Source organism: Crocosphaera sp. UHCC 0190 (assembly GCF_034932065.1).
In the GTDB taxonomy this organism is placed as follows: domain Bacteria; phylum Cyanobacteriota; class Cyanobacteriia; order Cyanobacteriales; family Microcystaceae; genus UHCC-0190.
This window is the reverse complement of the sequence record NZ_JAYGHP010000024.1, coordinates 12,935-31,895: the sequence shown is the minus strand read 5'-3', so window position 1 is coordinate 31,895 and position 18,961 is coordinate 12,935. Positions and strand designations below refer to the sequence as shown.

18 protein-coding genes are annotated in these 18,961 nt (G+C 37.3%); 10 read left to right on the top strand and 8 right to left on the bottom strand.

Features of this window, described 5'->3' with window-relative positions:
• Nucleotides 1–179: 179 nt before the first annotated feature.
• Nucleotides 180–4,331 carry a strawberry notch-like NTP hydrolase domain-containing protein gene (locus VB715_RS21065; RefSeq protein ID WP_323303161.1) on the bottom strand — a complete coding sequence of 1,384 codons (4,152 nt, stop codon included), beginning with the start codon at nt 4,329–4,331 and terminating at the stop codon, nt 180–182.
• 216 nt (nt 4,332–4,547) lie between these two features.
• Between VB715_RS21065 and VB715_RS21060 the strand changes: the two genes are divergently transcribed.
• From VB715_RS21060 to VB715_RS21015, 10 genes are all read left to right on the top strand, one after another.
• Nucleotides 4,548–5,447: an alpha/beta hydrolase gene (locus VB715_RS21060; RefSeq protein WP_323303160.1), complete on the top strand. Its 900-nt coding sequence runs from the start codon at nt 4,548–4,550 to the stop codon at nt 5,445–5,447.
• Nucleotides 5,448–5,658: 211 nt separating this feature from the next.
• On the top strand, nt 5,659–5,955 hold the full coding sequence (locus VB715_RS21055) for a hypothetical protein (RefSeq protein ID WP_323303159.1): 297 nt from the start codon (nt 5,659–5,661) through the stop codon (nt 5,953–5,955).
• The gene (locus VB715_RS21050; protein WP_323303158.1) at nt 5,955–6,362 is read left to right on the top strand and encodes a type II toxin-antitoxin system VapC family toxin; all 408 of its coding nucleotides are present in this window, start codon (nt 5,955–5,957) and stop codon (nt 6,360–6,362) included. The genes VB715_RS21055 and VB715_RS21050 overlap by 1 nt, the downstream gene beginning before the upstream one ends.
• Nucleotides 6,363–6,431: 69 nt before the next feature.
• The gene (locus VB715_RS21045; protein WP_323303157.1) at nt 6,432–6,755 is read left to right on the top strand and encodes a hypothetical protein; all 324 of its coding nucleotides are present in this window, start codon (nt 6,432–6,434) and stop codon (nt 6,753–6,755) included.
• A gap of 92 nt (nt 6,756–6,847) precedes the next feature.
• Nucleotides 6,848–7,072, top strand: a complete 225-nt coding sequence (locus tag VB715_RS21040) for a helix-turn-helix domain-containing protein (protein WP_323303156.1) — start codon at nt 6,848–6,850, stop codon at nt 7,070–7,072.
• A gap of 40 nt (nt 7,073–7,112) precedes the next feature.
• Complete coding sequence (locus VB715_RS21035) at nt 7,113–10,952, top strand: hypothetical protein (RefSeq protein WP_323303155.1); 3,840 nt, start codon at nt 7,113–7,115, stop codon at nt 10,950–10,952.
• A gap of 158 nt (nt 10,953–11,110) precedes the next feature.
• Nucleotides 11,111–12,808, top strand: a complete 1,698-nt coding sequence (locus VB715_RS21030; RefSeq protein ID WP_323303154.1) for a hypothetical protein — start codon at nt 11,111–11,113, stop codon at nt 12,806–12,808.
• 460 nt (nt 12,809–13,268) lie between these two features.
• Nucleotides 13,269–13,442: an ATP-binding domain-containing protein gene (locus VB715_RS21025; RefSeq protein ID WP_323303153.1), complete on the top strand. Its 174-nt coding sequence runs from the start codon at nt 13,269–13,271 to the stop codon at nt 13,440–13,442.
• A 90-nt stretch (nt 13,443–13,532) separates the two neighbouring features.
• Nucleotides 13,533–14,285 (top strand): ParA family protein, encoded by a 753-nt coding sequence (locus tag VB715_RS21020; RefSeq protein WP_323303152.1) that lies wholly within the window; start codon nt 13,533–13,535, stop codon nt 14,283–14,285.
• On the top strand, nt 14,282–15,292 hold the full coding sequence (locus tag VB715_RS21015) for a ParB/RepB/Spo0J family partition protein (RefSeq protein ID WP_323303151.1): 1,011 nt from the start codon (nt 14,282–14,284) through the stop codon (nt 15,290–15,292). The genes VB715_RS21020 and VB715_RS21015 overlap by 4 nt, the downstream gene beginning before the upstream one ends.
• Nucleotides 15,293–15,332: 40 nt before the next feature.
• Here VB715_RS21015 and VB715_RS21010 read toward each other — a convergent pair whose 3' ends face one another.
• From VB715_RS21010 to VB715_RS20980, 7 genes are all read right to left on the bottom strand, one after another.
• The gene (locus VB715_RS21010) at nt 15,333–16,289 is read right to left on the bottom strand and encodes a hypothetical protein (protein ID WP_323303150.1); all 957 of its coding nucleotides are present in this window, start codon (nt 16,287–16,289) and stop codon (nt 15,333–15,335) included.
• An 85-nt stretch (nt 16,290–16,374) separates the two neighbouring features.
• Complete coding sequence (locus tag VB715_RS21005) at nt 16,375–16,599, bottom strand: hypothetical protein (RefSeq protein ID WP_323303149.1); 225 nt, start codon at nt 16,597–16,599, stop codon at nt 16,375–16,377.
• 5 nt (nt 16,600–16,604) lie between these two features.
• On the bottom strand, nt 16,605–17,219 hold the full coding sequence (locus VB715_RS21000; protein ID WP_323303148.1) for a siphovirus Gp157 family protein: 615 nt from the start codon (nt 17,217–17,219) through the stop codon (nt 16,605–16,607).
• 82 nt (nt 17,220–17,301) lie between these two features.
• Nucleotides 17,302–17,436, bottom strand: coding sequence for a hypothetical protein (locus VB715_RS20995; protein WP_323303147.1), 135 nt, complete (start codon nt 17,434–17,436; stop codon nt 17,302–17,304).
• Between the two features lie 228 nt (nt 17,437–17,664).
• Complete coding sequence (locus tag VB715_RS20990) at nt 17,665–17,997, bottom strand: DUF6908 domain-containing protein (protein ID WP_323303146.1); 333 nt, start codon at nt 17,995–17,997, stop codon at nt 17,665–17,667.
• Nucleotides 17,976–18,503: a hypothetical protein gene (locus VB715_RS20985; protein ID WP_323303145.1), complete on the bottom strand. Its 528-nt coding sequence runs from the start codon at nt 18,501–18,503 to the stop codon at nt 17,976–17,978. The genes VB715_RS20990 and VB715_RS20985 overlap by 22 nt, the downstream gene beginning before the upstream one ends.
• Before the next feature lie 64 nt (nt 18,504–18,567).
• A complete protein-coding gene (locus VB715_RS20980; RefSeq protein WP_323303144.1) occupies nt 18,568–18,930 on the bottom strand; it encodes a hypothetical protein in 363 nt (120 codons plus the stop codon).
• Nucleotides 18,931–18,961 lie beyond the last annotated feature (31 nt).

Below are 18,961 nucleotides of genomic sequence, written 5' to 3'. Positions count from 1 at the left end.
GGGTTAGTCGAAGATATCTTCTCTCCTAAATTGGCGCATTTTTCTGTGAAACAGATAACAATAAATAGTACCATTTTTGGCTTGATTAATCTTCTTGGGAGAACTCGATTGAAATGCGATTACCCTGCTCCCTGAAAAATAAAAAAAAGCCAATCAGGGTAAACTGATTGGCTCAATAATTAGATCGATTGCTCAATAATTCGAGTAGCAAGCTCAGATTGGTTGGGCAAGAATACCCTTAGTTGATAGTTAATGATTTCACTGAAAGCTCCTAAGTTACGAAGATACTCAACTTCCGTTCTCGAATGAACAGGAAAGATTTCAAGCCGATAATTTCCGGCGACCCTTGACCGTTTTAGTTGCCAAGGATTAACATCAATAACTCGCCCTTCTTCTGCCACATTTTTATAAACTTGTTCTGGGGTTAATTGTTCATTAGAATTAACCTCAAAGTTTCGATAAACTTCGTTGATTTCACTAGCAAAGATAACCCTTCCTAATAAGGTTTGTCCGCATTGAGTTATTAAGCGATAAACTTTGATGCGTTCATCACCCAAACGATCCCAAATCGGCAACAACAACCCCGTTACCAAGTAGAATGTACTGTATTGATGAGTAGGAATTTCTGATAAAGCGGATTCCCACCGCCCTTGCCAATGCTCAAAGGTGACGAATCTCCACGTGGAGTGGTTTTGATAGTAAGCTTGTGAGAGCTTTTGTGTTTGTCCATCAGGAAAAGTAAGCTGAATTCTGGCGGTGCTGCTGCCATCGGAGTTAAACAAACTGCTGGTGGGATTAGCAATCGCTACATTATTAGATCGTTGATTGATCACCAATTGCCCCCCATTGCTGGCAAGTTCTAAAGCTTCATCTACGGAGAGTCTGGGAGTGGGATCTCGTCGTTCAATTTGATAGCAAGTGGTTTGGCTACCGTTAGGATGTTGAGATAAGGGTTGTTGGGTAAGAATGCGAAAGTCTCCCGTGAGCATCTCAACCCCTCGTTCATAAGTTCCGGCTTCGATCGCCCCTTCAATTCGGCTCACTAAGCGCACCTCAAACGCCTCAAAGAAGCGGTTTTGTTGTGCGATCGGCAAACCTAATAAGCGGTTAAGGAATTGTTTGAGGGATGGTAACTCGGCTTTGAGACTTCCTGCTTCATTGAGCAAAACTAACCCTGTCAGATGCTCAAACTGCTCAAGGTCACAATTTGGGACGAAGTTATGAGCTAAACTCTCAAACAAGTCTCTTAAGGCAGCGTTAGCATAAGAACTTTCCAGATTATCTTCAGGTCGATAGATATTTTGCGTTCCTGCTTGCCGTTGTCCTTTGGTTAAGGCTCCCAGAGAATCTAAGCGACGGGCAATACTGGCGATAAACCGCTTTTCTCCCTTAATATTAGTGGTAACAGGGCAAAATACGGGAGGTTGTGTTTGATTACTCCTGTGAGTCCTTCCTAACCCTTGTAGAGCCTCAGAAGCTTGCCAACCTGCTTCAAGCAGATAATGTTTGCGGAGTCGTTGATTGAGTGCATTAGCATCAGCATGATACGAGCGACCTGTCCCCCCCGCAAGGGAGAAGATCAAGATTCGTTTGCGATTGCTTTGGAAGTTATCGGTTTCTGCCAAGTTAGCCATTGGAGAACGAGATTCGAGTTTATATTTGTCTTGAACTCGCACCACCCGCTTTGTACGACCAGTAATTTCTGCCACTTGGTCTGTGCCGAAGTGCCAGATTAGCTTATCTAAGGCTGTGGGAACTGGTGGCAATAATGCCAGTGATTCGATAAGCTGTTCTCTCAATTCGAGAGCCTCTGTTGATTGTACAGGTTCTCCCTGTTCATCAAACACAGGACGAGTGCGTTGCTTGCCCTTGGAATCTGTATAAGTTTCATGAAGCTGTGTGGGAAAAGCACTAACCAAATACTCGAAAATGGCTTCCTTGGGAGTAAGATCAATTTGTAGATCATCCCATTCTTCTGTGGGAATTTGTGCCAATTTTCGTGTAAGTAAGGCTTCACCAGTGGAAACTAGCTGAATAACAGCACAATGTCCAGCTTCTAAATCAGCAACAATGGCACGAATTAGGGTGGGACATTTAATGGCAGTGATCAAATGATTAAAGAATCGTTGATTATTGTTCCAAAACACTGATTTGGCTACGGAACGAGACTTATGATTCGCTCTGGCTGCTCTGAGGGCTGATTCTAAGTTTTGGTAAATTACTTGGAAAGCTTGAGCATAAGTGTCGTAAATTTCCACCTGTTGCTGTGTTACCTGATGTTCAAGGATTTGGTACTCTACACCTTGATAAGATAGGGAACGAGAACAATAAACCCCCAATGCTTTAAGATCTCTGCATACTACCTCCAAAGCGGCGATACCCCCTTGGTGCATCTGGTTTAGGAATTCTTCTCGTGATAAGAACGGTAATTCATTTCCAATCCAAAGTCCCAGGCGTTCTGCGTAAGCTAAATTGTCAACTACAGTGGCTCCTGTTGCACTAACATAAAGCACACGGGCAAGTGGTAGTTTTCTTTGCAGTTCTAAACCTGCTAATCCTTGTTGAGAGGCATTCTTTAGTCCAAAACTGTTTCTTGTTGTCGTACAATTGCCCATTGCATGACTTTCATCAAAGCAAATGACTCCCGAAAACTCCTCTCCTAACCAGTTTACTAACTGCTCAACACGGGAACATTTACCCAGTTTGGCAGTGGTTCTCAAGGTGGCGTAAGTAGCAAAGATAATCCCTGTGGTAATATTAATCACCTCACCTTGTTTAAAGGCACTCAAGGGGATGATTTGCTCTGGTTTGCCTCCTAATGCCGTCCAATCACGCTTTGCATCTTCAAGCAAACTGGCTGATTTAGAAATCCACACAGCTTTTGTGTTTCCCTGTAACCATTGGTCAAGTAGCACCCCGCTTACTTCCCTGCCTTTCCCCGTACCAGTGGCATTACCGATGAAATAGCCCTTTCGGTACTGGTTTGCTCCTTCATTCTCTTGGTTACAAACTACCAGGTCGTCATGGTCATCAAGGCGATAATATCCCTCTAGGATTTGAGAGTGAGCATTGCCCGCATAAATCACCGTTTCTAACTGCGCTTCGCTCAACAAGCCTTCAGAAATTAACCGTTGAGGTAACAAAGGTTTGTAAGTGGGAACAGGTGGCTTAACGCTTGCCATCGCTGCACTTTCGACCAAGGGTGAAGGATGGGGTGATGCTCCATCGATTGTAATCGCTTGTAGTTGATATTGGGAGAAAATCCCTTCATCAACAGTGCTTTCGTAATTCTCTCGCGGGCGATAGGATAGTTCTATGATTTGTCCAAAATCATTATCTGGCACATAACGAGAGGTTTGCGGTTGCCTTACCCGTTTTGTGGGAGTGGGGGTAAAATAAGTTCTTTGCCCAATGATTATCTCTTGTCGGGGTGGCAACTGTTCTAATAACTGCGAGATTTGGACCAAGGGTCTGATGCCCAAAATCTGAGGTTCAACAGATTCACCACCTTTCTCAATAACGGTTAGACGGGTCTTGATGCTAGTTCCGTGTTTGTAATACTCTTTGCCAGAAATACCAACAGAGAATAATACTCGGTTTCGGCTATCCCACCGTCGGGTTCGCATTGCCTCACTAAAGGAAAACCCTTCTGCTGTGATAGCCACTAATCTTCCCCCTGGTAATAACCGTCTTAGGGCAGAATATAGGTGTTGTGCCGTTGCTCCCTGATTGCGTTTAAGCATTTTGGGAGAAGCACTAAATGGGGGATTCATCAAGATAACCGATGGTCGGTGTTCTGACTCTAGGAAATCGTCAATATTTTCAGCATCGTAATCAAATACTGGCGAATTAGGGAATAAGGCTGATAATATTGCCTTTCGTTGAGGGGCAATTTCGTTTAAGATCAAGCTTGCCCCAAGGCGATCGCTGAAAGTTGCTAACAAGCCATTCCCTGCTGATGGTTCTAAAACCGTGTCTTGCTCGGTAACGGCTGCTGCTTTGGCAACAAGCTCTGCCATTGGTAAGGGGGTTGAGAATTGTTGCAACTCAACTTGTTCAAGCGATCGTCTTGATTGAGTGGGAAGCTTTGCCATCAACTCGGTTAACGTTTTGAGGTTGACGGTTGGAGCTTCTCTTACCCACAAAACTAAAGCCGCTTCAAGCAGATCATAAGCTAATCGCCAATTCCATAGTCCCTGTGCATCAGTTCCTCCAAATTCGGCATTCATCACGAATGATAATTGGTTAGAAATGATGGGATTATCGTTATGCAATAACGATAATAATTGGTTGGGAACCGTTAGGATTGATTGTGTTTGGATATTATTCATGTCTTCGGAAGATTCCTCGTCGATAAATTCAACAAGGAATCTTCCGCAAGGAAGAAAAAAGGGCGATGGCTATCCCGTAGTACAATTGGAGCGAAATGCCGTTTTTGGTTGGCGATGGCCTTCACCAATTAATTCGTTTAGAACCTATAAATTAAATAGAACTGAGACTTTAATCTTTAATCTGCAATCCTTTAATCTTTAATCCCCTGACAAACTATGTTAAATATCCCTGGAGTAAGCCAGCATTCTGTGACCACCAGCCTTGGAAAGATGGTATATTACACCGCCGATGGTGTTCCTTGGCTCTCAAGGTCAGAAAGTTCACCAAGCAGCCCCACCTTAGTCTTCCTACATGGTTTTGGGGGAGGTTCCTCCGCCTACGAATGGTCTAAAGTTTATCCGGCTTTTGCCAGCGCATATCGTATTTTGGCACCCGATTTGATTGGATGGGGAGAATCGTCACACCTGGAGCGAAACTACCACATTGATGATTATTTAACCACGATTACCGAATTTTTAGAAAAGACTTGCGACCAACCAGTAACAGTGATTGCTTCATCTTTGACCGCCGCTTTGACGATTCGAGTGGCCATCGCTCGCCCTGAACTATTCAAGTCCTTGATTTTGACGACTCCGGCAGGGCTTTCTGATTTTGGCTCAGACTACAGGCGCAGCTTTTTTGCTCAATTGGTCAGTACCCCTATTCTAGATCGCTTTATCTATGATTTTGGGGTGGCCAACGAGTTGGGAATTCGTAACTTTTTGGAACAGCGTCAGTTTGCTTGCCCTGAGCGAGTTTATCCCGAAATCGTATCGGCTTATTTGGCATCGGCTCAAAAACCCTTGGCTGAATATAGTGCGCTTTCTTTTGTGCGAGGGGATTTATGCTTTGACCTCTCCCAATATATCGAACAACTGACTGTTCCGACTGCCATTATTTGGGGACAAAAATCTCAGTTTACTGGCCCTGACATTGGACGACGATTAGCACAAATGAATCCAACAGCTATTAAAGCTTTTCTAGTAATAGAAGAAGTTGGTCTTACCCCGCAACTGGAACTACCTGCGGTCACTATCGGTTTGATTCGTCGATTTTTAAACTCAGAACTTGCCTAAATTTTGAGGGCGCACAGTCCCTCGTTTTAGTAGATGGATATTCCCTCGTCAATCGGTTGACAATCGCCATAATTTCCCAGATAAATATAAAAATTGTCAATCTTTTTTTTTACTTAATTAGCTGAAAATGTTGGATTAATTCTCAAGATTTATTGTGATATAATAGAAAAGGTAAAAACTTGATCAATAGAGTTGTCTAGGATGTTTGAAAATGGTTAATAAAATTAGTATTGTCATCTCCAAGAATAGTAATGGATATTCAGTTAATTTTCCTGAATTAGAGCCGATTGATTACCAAGATAGCTCTCTAGATGGGGTGCTAAATCGAGTCAAAGATACCCTGCAAACTCATCTGATTTCTTCTGAAGTCTCCCAAGAAACAACAGGAGAATCAATTTTAAACATGGTTAACAAGTACGATTTAAGAGAAGTACAACTTGACAATCTTCCTATTGACGGGGCAGAAGAACATGATCATTATCTTTATGGAACTCCTAAGAAAAGTTAATGAAACAAATTTTTGCAGACACTTTTTATTGGGTGGCTTTAATCAACAAAAAAGATAATTGGCATCAAGGAGTGATAGAAGTTACTGCCTCCCTTAAAAATGTTGAAATTGTGACAACAGATGAAGTTTTAGTAGAGGTATTAAATTTTCTTTCAGCAACAGTTTCTCTGCGGGGGTGTACTGTCCAATTTGTCGATGATATTATGCAGAATCCTCATATTAAAGTCATCCCTCAAAATAGAGAGTCCTTCCTTCAAGGATTTAATTTATACCGTCGTCGCTTAGATAAAGAATATAGTTTGACAGATTGTATTTCTATGACGGTTATGCAACGTTTAAAAATTAATGAGGTGTTAACTCATGACCATCATTTTAAACAAGAAAGTTTCATTATTTTATTTGAATAATAACAGAGAGTGAGTCAATTCACTTAAAAGTTTTCCTGTTTTTACTAATTAAAAATACTCTTTTTTGCCATGTCTTCCTCAAATGTAATCGCTAACACTTCAACTTCTCACAACATTAAAACTGAATATTTAACAGGAGTCATTGAACGCATTACCTTTCATGCAGAAGATACGGGTTACACTGTCCCTCGAATGCAAGTCAAAGGCTTCAAAGATTTAGTAACTATTATTGTTTTCCTAATATTCAAGCAGGGCAAAACCTTCAATTACAAGGCAGTTGGTATAACCATCCCAAACATGGTCAACAGTTTAATGTTAGTTAATACAACGAATCGAAGCTCGCGCTCAAAAGCAGGATACGAAACTCACTATTTTAAGTTTAATTCTGCCTAGCTACTTAAGTTCCGTAAATATACCATGTGCGAAGAATAGGTTTCCATCGTAAGCTAGAAATATACCATCTGTGATGTTTGCCCTAACCATTTGTGACTGATTCTCTTAATTTACCATTATTGGTCAAACAAACCCGAAAACGCTTAGCACTGACTCAGCTTGAGTTTGCCCAACGCTTGGGGGTGTCTTTCCAGACGGTTAACCGTTGGGAGAATGGTAAGACAAAACCGTTACCAATGGCGTTAAAGCTAATTGAGCAAGAATTACAACAGATGGGAATTCAAGGAACGGATTTATTAGAACAGTATTTCCTATAATGAATTATCGGAATTAGGATCAATAGAGCATTTATATTCTATGCAATCAAGAACAAATTCTAGTCTACCTCCTCATTTTCATGAACTTGATGAATACACTTTTCAGAAATTATGTTGTGATTTATTAGCAGAACAATCTGAAATTTCTACTTGCGATGAATACGGCACTAGAGGCCAAACACAAGAAGGAATAGATTTAATTGCTTACTATGAAGATGATCAATCTGTAATTGTAGGCGATAGTAAATGTTATGAAGATTTTCCTCCCCATAAAATTCGTGAAGCCTCCAATAAATTTTTAAATAACCTTGAATTTTGGGAAAAAGAACTTGAGTCTTATAAAATTAAAAAATTCATCCTTTTTGTCGCTTGCGACTTAAGTGAAAAGAAACGACAACAGCAAATTATAAAAGAAAAAAATAAGTTCCAAAAACATAATATTATTTTTGAAGTATGGTCTTCTGTTACTTTGCGTCAAAAACTAGCTCCTCATCGCTCAATTGTTAGCCGTTATATTCGTTCTCAAGATATTGTCGATAATATTTGTGGTCGAGTTTTAGAACAGAATATTCCAGCATTTAACGGGTCAAAACAACAGGAGCTAATTTTTAATATCCTTAGTTCAAAGTTAGAAAATATTTCATCAGATTTATCAAGAGAGAAAGATGAGCAACTAAATAAAATTAGAGAATTATATAAAGAAGGTAATTTAACAGAGACGTATACCTTAATTAATGAGCTACACCAAGATAAAAACTGGGATATTTTTGAAAAGCCTCTTCAAGCCAAGATTTTGAGAACATTAGGCAGTTATGAAATAAATATCAATGATAATATTGAAAAAGCACGAACTTTAGCTAGTCAAGCAAAAGGTATTGATTTTGATGCTGATGATACTATTATTCAGACGCTGATTTGCTATCATACAGAAGGTGCAAAAGCAGCATTAGAAAAAATTTCTAATATTTCTAATATTGATGTATTTAACTTACAATTAGCTCTGCTTTTAGAATCGAAGCAGACCGATGAAATTAAGAGTAAACTACAAGAAATTCCTGAAGGTATACAACCTAATACTGAAACAAAACGACTAGAAGCATTAGTTTTTCTTGATCAAGGAAACATTGATGCTGCACAGACTAAAATTCAACAGGCTCTCTACGAAAAACCCAAATGGGAGATGGTTATTTTTACTTCAGCACTAATTAATTACTATAGTGCTTTATCTCCAGTTATTTTTTCCAGTCCTTTGAGCTATTCTCCAGAACCCATTGATTGGTCATTAATTAAACGAGATGACGCTAGTTTAAAAAGATTACGTAAAGCTCAAACTCAATTTGAACAACTAGGACAGATACATACAAAGAGTGAAAATAAAAACCTAGATGTTGATATCTGGCGTTTAGCTTGTTTATCCAATGATCCTGACTCTCAGCATCAAAATAAAGCTCAAGAATTGTGCAATGATTTGTTAAATAAAGATCCTAGTGATCCTAACGCTATAATTTGGGCTATATCTCGTAATTATAAAATAGACATAGAAAAATGTAAAAAAGCTCTTGAAAGTTCACTAGAAATATCAGACAAAGAGTTAGGAAAAATAACCGTCTTACTTTGTATTTACCTTAATACTCAACAAATAACTCAAGCCATTCAGCTTCTCGATAAGACTGAAGAACAATTTGAACAAAAAAATAGCATCAACGTTTGGCATTTTTACTACACTCAAGTGCTAATTGCGAATGGACAGACTCAAGAAGCCTTACATAAAATAGAGCAATTAAACTCTTTTCCTCTTAATCTGATTTTAAAAACCCATGCTTTACGCCAAGCAGCAAGGCATTCTAATAACTGGGAACCTTTTATAGAACATTTAGAACAGTCTTTTGAAGAAACTAAAAATGGTGTTTATTTATATGAAGCGTGTGAATTAAAAGCTTATTTAAAAGATTGGGCATATATAGGAAATAAAGCTGATGATTTAGTTGAATTGATGAAAACTCCTGAAGCGTTATATCTTTCTGCTCAAGCGACTTGGGAGGACAAGAACTATCCTAAATGTCTAGAGCTATTGACAAATAATGTGAGTCTATTTTCTCAAAAAAAATTGCCCAGTAATCTACGTTCTCTAAGAACAGGTTGTCAAGAAAAATTAGGTTTGATTACTCAATCAATCACGGAAGCTGAAAAATTAGTTCAAGAGCAAGAGACAACAGAAAACTTGATAAGACTTATTAATTTACAGCACAGACAAGGAGATATTATAGGTTTAGTCTATACAGCATCTCTATTATATAGGCGTGAAGACATTTCGCAAATAGCTCTTTTACAGACAGCAAATCTAGTTTTAATTCAGAATAAATCATTAGCTACAAAATGTTGGAAAAAGGCAGTCAAAAATAAAGTTGAACCAGAAAATTTAGGTTTAGTTCTTGATTTAGGTTGGAAACTCAATCTTGATCATGAACTCTCTCCTTTTATCCAGCAAATGGCTTCACTAGCAGCTAAAGGAGAATATGGCTTCTCAATGGTCGATATTAAGGAAATGATATCGGTTCAGGAGAAATGGAACAAACATTCTCAAACTATTAATCAAGAATATGAACAGGGAAGATTACCCTCTTACTTTTTAGCTGAAGGGATAAGAATTTCTTTAGTAAATCTATTACATACACTTCCTGATAAGAATAGATCTGCTGATAGCCCACATTTAGTACCAGCAATTCTTTCACGATACGCAGGTCGTCCTTTTCCAGAAATATCTGTTGATTACTGTTCTCAATGGCGACTACATTTAGACATTTCTGCTCTACTACTAGCTGCACATATTGGCATTCTTGATTTATTAGAAAAGCATTTCAAACCTCTGAGAATTTCACCTAATTTACAAATTGCTTTACAGCATCAGTATCAGATGCTTCAACCCAATCAACCTTCAGCTTTAGATAATTATCGTCAAATACTTAAATTAAGGCAAGAAAAAAAAATATTTGAAATTCACGATAAACCTAATCATGAGGATATTTCTATTGAATTAATTGACCAAAAAAGTTTAAATGTTTCTCCATCATTGGAATTAGTTATAGAAGAAGATGGATATCTTGTAGAGTTTTCGCCACTACAAAGAATGACTGAAAACAATGAACTAGAGATAGTTAACTTATCAAATGATGAGACAGAAAGAGTAATTAATGGTCGAGCTATAATAGAAACCTTAAAAAATGAAGGAAAAATAACTAAAACTGAATATAAAAAAATGCTATCAGCTTTAGGAAATGAAGGACAAATACCTGTCATCTCTGTTCTACCACCATTAGGATCTAAACTTTTTTTATCTTCCTCTAGTATTGCAAAGACTTTAGTTAGAGAAGATGTGCTTAAAACAATTTGTGAATACTTTAAAGTTTACATTGATTCAAATCAAATTCAGGAAATAGAAAGAGAAATTAATAGTTCTAAGGATAATGAATCAGATGGACTTGAGTGGTTAAAATCTTTAATTGACCGTATTTCTGAAGGTTTAACGCAAAATATCTACGAAATGATTCCATGCTCTAGTAGTCCGCAACATAAAGAACTAGAAGACTCCTTAGATCATCATAACCCTGATATACTTACCGTCTTGGATTTATTCCAAGTAACTCCAGAAGCTGGTAATGTTCTTTGGATTGATGATCGTTGTCTAAATAAAAACAGTCATTTTAATGTAATGCCTATTATCAGCATTATTGAAATATTAGAAGCTCTTCGAGTTCTTGAGGCTATTAAGATTAATGATTACTACGATAAATTAATGGCTCTCCCGACATCTTGGTATAAAATGTATAATCAGCTACAATACTTAAGATGGTGGGTTACGACGCGGATTAAAACTTATTAGTTTTTCATCAAAATCATAGCCGCGTCTAACCCACCCTACGAATTATAAGCTTTACTTATCACCACAAGTACGGGAGAGCCATAAGTTTAACTGAAGCTAGTTTACAATTTAAAAATCAGGAACAAGCTACTTCATTTACAATTGATGATCCGTTATTTTTGTTACTATCTGATGATCCTAATTTCCGTGAACGAGTATTACGTTCAAATGATTTCTGGTTTGACTGTGACCGCGCAAAATTAGAGAAACTCATTAATGAAATAATCTCAATTGAAGAACTCTCTGAAAGATTAAATATAGTACAAAAATGGCGTGAGTCATCAGCAGCCGTTTTTTATAATAGTCTCGAACAAACTCTTAGAGATCCTTCAAATGGGTCTTTAAGTGTAGAAAAAGACTTATTACCTCTTTCTATAGAAGGTATTTTAAGACATTTTCGCTTAGACAAAAATATATTAGATTCAGATAGTTTTAAAAATCATTGGAATTTAATAGCTGAGTCACTCCTATCTGATGAAGGGTTTGAAATAGCATTAGATCGTCTAGCTGGTCTTCCCGTTAAACTGCCTAGTTTGATAATAGAAGAATTGGGGAGATTAGCAGTTGATGAAAGACAAGAATTATTTAAAAATCTATCTTTGCGATGGTCTTCCCCCGTTTGTAAGCTTCATTTAATTGATTTAGCTCTAAACTTTTTTGATGATGGAACTTTTGTTACGGAGTTAGTCCAAAAAACATTAAATCAGTTGTATAGCGAGGATGAAAAGATTAATTTTCTGTTTTTTGAAACTCTTCTAAAGTGGATAAATGATGAATTCAGCCATTCGAGTGAGTTTAAGCAGTTATCCTCAATCAGTAAACTAGCTATTATTTGGTTTCATACCAGTAAACTACATAATGTATTGCTTCAAAATATAGATACAAGTGGAATTAATCATTTTCTTGACGAGTTTCAAAAGTTAAGAGGACTACGACAAATAAGTTCATCAATATTTGATTATGATCCTACATATCAGAATGATGTACTTCATCCTAGTCGAATAAATCAAATGATTCTAATAGTATATGGATTAGCTACAATTATTTTAGAAAAAGAAAAAAGTATAGAATTTCTTGTGAATGGGGGTCTTATAGGAAAAATAAAAACTTTTGCCACTATACATAATGAACAACAAGAAGATATAATTCATCCTCATTTTTTGCTAGATTTAACCTTAGCTGAAAATCAGTTAAATTCTTTTGTAAGAGCAAATAAAAGTTACCCTATATCTTTTTTCTTTAGAGATAGAATAGCTTCACAAGTTTCTTCTGAAAATCTAAAATCAACTGTTAAGGAAGCTATTGATAACTTGAGTAAAGATTCCTTGTCCGATTTCCACTGGAAATTGATGTTCATCATGGTTAATTCTTTACCTATTTATGATGACTTAGTGGATGAGTTAAAAGCTCTAATTCTAAAAATTGATTTTATTTGGTTATTTAATTCAAATAATAAGATCTGTCTGAATGCTTTATATTTTGCTTCTGGTCAAATTAAATATATTTCAGATGAATCGCTATACTTTAAGTTAGAAAATCGTATTGTATACATTGCCAGATTGTTATCACAAAATAGTAATGATGAGATTATAAATGATCTTGAAATGCTTTTATTAGAGTGCATTTATAGATTGAGTGTTAAACTTAATAATCCTAATTTTTCAAGTCAAGTTCTTAGTAATTTATTATTACGGATATTTAACGTATGGCCCACCTTTCTCAAAAATCGTTCATTATCTAAAATGGCTCAAGAGCTACCTGCTTATCAGTTACATGATTTTTGGAATGTTGTTCTACTTCATCGAGCTTTGCACTAGAAGTTTCTGTACAATACTTCTTGCGAGTGGTTACATGGTTCAGGAAAAATAGATAGTAATGGTTTTTGATTAATGTTCATTAAGATTGCCGTGTTGATCTCTTCAACTCTTCCCGTTGTCATAAGTCTTCATAATTTATGTTATATAAAGTCTTGAGTTTTTCCCTCACTCTGTCATTATAGAAAATATAAACAACAATAAAAGCAATGTCCATTAATATATACAACCATTATGTACTAGATAATGTAGGAAGGGCAAGCTAACAAACGTCCTTTGATGAGTGATATTAAGGATTCTGGAGATATAGAATAAGATATGGATTTAGGGTTACTTTTATATCGGGAGGAGTATTATAAGCCTGACACTGAGGATAAAGGAATTATGGAAATTAAGGTAGCTAAACTAGCTTGGTCTATTTCCATCCATAAAAGCCAGGTTTGGCGAGTATCCAGTCGTCATCATGCCTGTTTCGATGTCCCATTACATCATGCTGTCACGGAATCTCATTTATACAGGGCTTACCCGTGCTAAACAGTTGGCCATTATTGTGGGGTCATCGAAGGCGATTTGTGTTGCGGTTAACCAATGGAACCAAAAGCAGCGATATACAAGACTGGTTGAAAGGTTGATCTGAGTGATTTTGAAATAAAAAAAATTTTGGGAACAAATTCAAGGAAAATCAATACAGAAAGATTAGTTAAGTGATTTTAGAACTTAAAAATTTATGACCCCTATTATTACTTTATTCAATCAATCAGGGGGAGTAGGCAAAACCACCCTAACCATGAACTTAGGATATGCTCTGGCCAGATTCTCTTTAAAAGTGCTGCTTATCGATCTTGACCCTCAATCCTCTCTGACAACATTTATGGGAATTGAGCCAACGGAACTGTCTGAGACTCTTTACGATGCTCTTCTTCAAGAGAAGGACTTGCCGATTCTTTCTTCCATTCATAAGATGGATTTAGTCCCAACAAATATCAATCTCAGTGTCGCTGAACTTGAGTTGGTATCGGCTCTCAATCGGGAAGGAAGGCTAAAAATTAAGCTAGAAACAGTTCGGGATCAATATGATTTCATCTTAATTGATTGTCCTCCGAGTCTGGGGCTTCTTAGTGTTCTGGGACTAACTGCCGCGACACATCTTCTTGTTCCTATCGAAACCGAGTTTAAAAGCTATTTCGGCACAGGATTACTTTTAGATACTGTGGCTAGAGTGCGTCGCCATGTTAATCCCTTTTTATCATTTGCTGGTTTTGTTCCCATGAAATTTGATGGCAGACGTTCACAGCATACGAGAACCTATGGGCAAATGAAACAGGAACTCTCGTTACTAGGAACTGTATTTACGCCAATTCCCGACTCGACTGTTTTTCCTGATGCGGCTGAAGATCGTTGTCCTCTAGCCGTTTTTAAACCTCAACATCGAGCAGTAGAAGTGTTGTCGAGTATTGCTAAGGAGTTAATTCAACTATGACCAGTTCTAGTCAACAAGTAACCAGTAAGCGAAATCGCCCGTATCAAAGCACTTTAAGTGATAAAGTCGATCTTCTTCTAGGGGCGACAGACAACTTAAACGTCAATCGAGTTGAATTACCCCTTGATAAGTTGTACTCTTGGAAAGGTCAACCTCGTACTTACTTTGGTCAGGAAGCGTTACAACAATTGGCTTCATCTCTGGTTAGCCAAGGGATGGAATACCCCTTAATTGTACGCCCAACTGTCGATGGGTATGAAGTCATCGCCGGAGAACGGCGATTTCAAGCAGCCCGATTAGCTAAACTAGCCAATGTTCCTGTTTCTATTCGCCACCTGGATGATGAGCAAGCCCTTGAAGTAGCTCTCTGTGAAAATTTAGACCGAGAAGATCTCAATCCTCTAGAAATTCTTAATTCTCTGTTTCAACTGTTAAGTCATCGGCTTTCTTTAAGCTCTTCTCAAATTACCGACTTGCTTCAATCTATGAAGTATCAATGGGAAACTAAAGAAGAAACTTCACAGGATATCGATATCCCGAATCCATCTGATGAGCAACAACAGACCGTTAAACAAGTATTTGAACGATATGGCTACAATTGGTATTCATATACTTGTAACCAACTGAAACTACGTTCTTTACCGGATTATCTTTATGAGGCGATCGCCACTGGGCAAATTGAATACTCTAAAGGGTTAAGATTCAAGCCGATTAAAGATGAATCTTTAGGTAAAGAGCTTTTGGAGCAAGCTATTGCCTATCGGTGGAGTCAAAGAGAAATTACTCAACAAATCAAAAATTATCTATCAAAGGAAACAAAACCCTTACCTAATCAATCCCCTAATCCTTCGTCTCGAATCAACCAATTGACTAGCCAACTCAAAAAAACTAAGCTTTGGAAGTCTAATCCTCAAGTTTGGAAAAAAGTTGAAACTCGATTAAAGTATATAGAAAATGTACTCGCTTCCCTTGAAGAAGATACGGACATTGTTAGTGAAGAAACCTAAAAATCAAAAAAAAAGAGTCCCATTCGGGACTCTAATGGTTCTAGAATGGGATACTGTCAGCTTGTTCTTCCGTCTCAGTTTCGGTTTCAGGTTCAGACTCATCATCAATGACTGAACTAACTTGAGCTTCGAGAGTTCTGATCACAGGGTTGACTTCTATAAATTGAGGCAAGCGTTCGCGCAGTGCATTGGTGACTTTGAACTTGCCATCACCATACTCCTCAATCTCACTGATTACTAAAGTTAGCGGCACATCAAGTTTCATTTCATACCCCGCTTTGAGTAGTAACTCGGAATTGCCTCGCGCCCAGACTACTTTTCCATCTGCTAAATGAAGTTTGAAGGATTCTCCATATTGAGTTTTGGTAGAACTAATAGCTTTAACCTCAAACTCGCCAATGCCTAATTCGTGCATTTTCATCACTTTTCCTGGTACAAATCCAAGATAATTAATGATTGGTTCTTCATTGATCAAAGTGGCTTCTAATTCTCCTACTGATAGCTCATCATTCTGGCTATCTAAAGAAATTCTGACTTTGAAAATTTCTTTATCACCAGAGACAAAGTTGACTTGTGCTGTAGGATATTCCTTACCACTGGCATCCTTGGCAGCAGCAACGGTGATCTTGCCTCGCAAATCACCTATAATTAGGCGATCGCTTTCTTGGACAACTTGTGCTTGATTATCGCCAACTCGCAAGATAATCATGTTGCCATCACGAAAGATACATGGACCATAAACCCCTGTAGGAACACCACCACTGGCTTTGACCAACAAAACATTGTTGGGGTCAAAATGACTACTTTCAACCATCCCTGAAGCGGTTAATAAATTGATTAATCCTTCTTGCTCAATAACTTGAAGGTCATTTAATCCAAGAGTATTCCAAGTTTCAGTGAGATTTTCCTGTAAAGTGATAAAGGGAAAATTCTCTGCTTCAAAAGCATAGGTCTTAGCTTTTTCTTTTGTTGTTTTGATTTTACTAAAATCAACCATGAATTTTGTCCTCAATGAATGTAAATTTACATTAAATAAAGAAGCGAAAGCTTCAAAAAAAAAGGGGAATAAAACCCCTAAAAACTTAAATAATTTCGAGATAATCAAGTTCCCATCCGATTAATCTTCCGTCATCTAATTGAACATAAACGTGAGTGATCATGCCAATGCGTTTTGGTTGACTTGCGATCGCCCCAGTCGCACCAAGTGTTATATTTTTAACGGGTGCAGGAACAAAAATGATTTCTACTGGGGTTCCAATAGGAATATTGAGCATTTGTTCTTTATTTCGACTATTTTCTCGATTCATAAGGCTTACTCATCGGTTTTCTGACGTTTCCTGCGAGGTGCGTTCTTAAATCTCACTTGTTTTCCCCAAGTGACGGTGGCAAATCCAGAAACGTCTTGACCGGATTCATGGGCTTGTACTATGGCTTCTTTATCAGGTTTGTAGGTAATTTGGGAGGAACGGAATTTTTCAGGAAAACCAGGATCATCAGCAGCACACAAGACTTCAACCGATGGTTTAGAATTAGCTCTAATTTCAATAGCTTTGTTTTTCCCCAAGAGATAATGAGGAATTAAACCCTTGGAGGCTAATCTCAAGAGATTTTGCTTCATGGCATTGAGTTGGGCTTCTTTGTGTTGAATTACCTCATCGCACATCTGAGCGAGTGTAAGTTTTTTGGTTTTCCATTCATCAATTTCAGCCGTTAAAATATCGTGATACCAACAGTAACCATCAATTTTAGCCTCGGTTATTGCGTTTAAATATTGCTGAAGTTCGTCGAACAAACTATCTTCATCGTCCGATGAAGTTTCGATGATTTGTGCGAGATTCTCAGCTTCAGTAGATAATTCCCTCAGAGACATTTCTCGAAATTGAGCAAGCAATTCACGGGGGGTTAGTTCACCGTTAGGTGTAGGCATATTTCTCCTTAAAAAAACTAAAAAATTCTGACTTAATCGCTTTTTGTCTTAGAAGTCAGGTAAGCTAGAATCCTTACAATATTTATTGGTAAAAACCTCTGCTATCTTGGCGGAGTATTTGTGTTTCTAACCATTCTTGATATCGTTTCTCGAATTCTTGTTCTTCGGATTGAGTGAACTGGTTATTTTGTAAAGTTGTTGAGTTGTTTTTTGGCATATTAGTGATAGTAAAATAATTAAACATCGCTTATAAAAATTGCGTAAGCAATGAAAAAAAGTTTAGATGATTTTCATCTAAACTTTGAGTAATTATTCTTTCATATTACTTCTATAATCATCACAATAACGCCAACAAACTTAATTGAGTCGGGGGAATAAAGAAGGTTATTTGTTTAACCTTCTTTATGGTTAAAAGACATTAGTTGACTTAGAAAATATATTTTTTTTACGTCAATGGTGTAAAATAAGAAGATGATGCTTTGATCTTGGGGTTAGTTTTTCCTTTAATATGCCAACCCTGAGACTTGAGATTGTCAGCCCACATTGAACAAAATGAAGCTATTTCTTTTTGTCCTTTTGGACTGAAACGAACTATTTTGTTATTTTCTAAATAACTAACAGTTCGCCAAGCCATTACTTGTCTGATTTCGAGAGGAATCCACGACTGTTGATTCTCTGTTAAATGATAGATTTTGAAAGAAATATCAGGATCTGCAACAAGATCACCATTGATTTCTTGATAATGGGCAACACTAATTATCTCTGATAATCTTCCCATTGAGCTTCAGGTAAGTTAGCATTAAACTTCCATTCCAGAGGCTTAAATTTTGTCACAGTTGACCATTCAGGATGATAACAAAAAGGTTCATTGGCTTGGAAAGGACGTTTAATAAAAGGCGTTTTTATTCCTAACCAATCTTTGAGTAAACTATTACCATGTGCTAAGACACTGAGGTAATAGCCTTCTTTAATTTCTCCTTTTTCTAATAGAATTAATAATCTTCCATCATGAATAAATTGATGGCATCCATGACATAAAGCTGCCGTCCCAGTGTAGGCTACCTGGCCCATATTAAAATCTATGCTATAACATTCGTGGGCTTCTAGCCACTTTCTAAATTTTGCTTTTGAGGGAGAAACCCCACAACTCCAACAAGCATTAAATTTGGCTTTTGCTATTGCCTTAGTCTGGTTCCACCAACTATGAGAAAGTAGTTCTCTGGGTGGCATCCCATGTAGGGGTTTCGGTATGTTAGGATGTAATAGCAAGTAATGATAAGGCATAATTTAATACTATTAACTTCATAAAAAAATAACCGTTAGGGTAATTCCTACGGTTATTTTTTAGTTAATTAAATTGTGAATATAGCTGCATCACAACCCACTTCATCTGAGTTAAATCCAGTTTTAATTCTGGATAACTATCACATCCTAAACAAGCGGTAAAAAACTTACAATCTGTTTCTCGTGATACAATTTCTACTAAATCATTCAAGTACCAACTCTCGTGACCAGTTACGCCATCTAACAAGAGAAACACATATCCATTAGAACGTTTTTCGCAAATCCAATGAACTTGGCGTTTTTTTGTTGTATGATTAAAAGTTTCTATAGCATCAATAGACGCATAAGATTCGGCAAGAAGATGGCACTTACTTTCTCGATTTTGCTTTTCTATTGTTAATTTTTCTAATAATGCTTGAAAGCTCATTTTTTTGTTGACCTTAAACTTAGAATTCACT